The organism is Mycobacterium sp. (assembly GCF_008709575.1).
Lineage (GTDB): Bacteria > Actinomycetota > Actinomycetes > Mycobacteriales > Mycobacteriaceae > Mycobacterium.
Genome location: NZ_VYIK01000277.1, coordinates 1 through 768, shown reverse-complemented (window position 1 = coordinate 768; position 768 = coordinate 1). Strand labels below are relative to the sequence as shown.

Annotated in this window: 2 protein-coding genes; one reads left to right on the top strand and one right to left on the bottom strand. The window is 70.2% G+C overall.

The features are described from left to right. Window positions 1-12: 12 nt before the first annotated feature. Window positions 13-630: a class I SAM-dependent methyltransferase gene (locus F6Q13_RS18445; protein WP_293059627.1), complete on the top strand. Its 618-nt coding sequence runs from the start codon at window positions 13-15 to the stop codon at window positions 628-630. Window positions 631-679: 49 nt separating this feature from the next. Here F6Q13_RS18445 and F6Q13_RS18440 read toward each other — a convergent pair. Then, the coding region (locus F6Q13_RS18440) for a peptide-methionine (R)-S-oxide reductase (protein ID WP_293059624.1) at window positions 680-768 on the bottom strand (89 nt) is incomplete at its 5' end.

Here is a 768-nt window from a genome sequence, read left to right as displayed (position 1 = left end):
GAAGGGACGACCATGGACACCTCGCCGGCCGCGCCGGTCAACCACCACGCCGGCCATCACCGCTTCACCGGACCGCTGGGACTGTTCATTGCGCTGGTGATGGCTGCTGCCGGCCGGACACGTGCCCACCTGGTGGTCGAGCTGGCCGGTGTGACGGATGCGGATCGTGCCGTGGACATCGGCTGCGGCCCGGGCAATGCCGTCAGGGCAGCCGCCCGCCGCGGGGCGCAGGTGACCGGCGTGGATCCGGCACCGCTGATGCTCGGCCTGGCCCGGATCCTGACCCGTGACCGCGCTCGCATCACCTGGGCGCAGGGCAGTGCCGAAAACCTTCCGCTGCCCGACGATTCGGCGACAGTCATGTGGTCGGCCGCGACTGTGCACCACTGGGCGGATGTCAGCGCGGGGCTTGCCGAAGTCCGCCGGGTGCTTTCTGCGGGTGGGCGGTTCCTGGCGGTCGAGCGTCGGGTGCGACCCGATGCCACCGGGCTTGCCAGCCACGGATGGACCGACCAACAGGCCGAGTCCTTCGCAGCGCAATGTCGCGCGGCAGGCTTCGACGACGTGCGCATCGAAACACCGGCCCGCGGCCGACGCATCTTCCAGGTCGTGACAGCCGTTCGCCGCTGACGCTGGCCTGCCTCGGGCAACGCGTTGCCCCTTGCGCTCCGGCGATCGATCAGGACGGCACCAGCCGCAGGCAGATCGAGTTGATGCAGTAGCGCAGATCCGTCGGCGTCGGATAGCCTTCCCCGGCGAACACGTGGC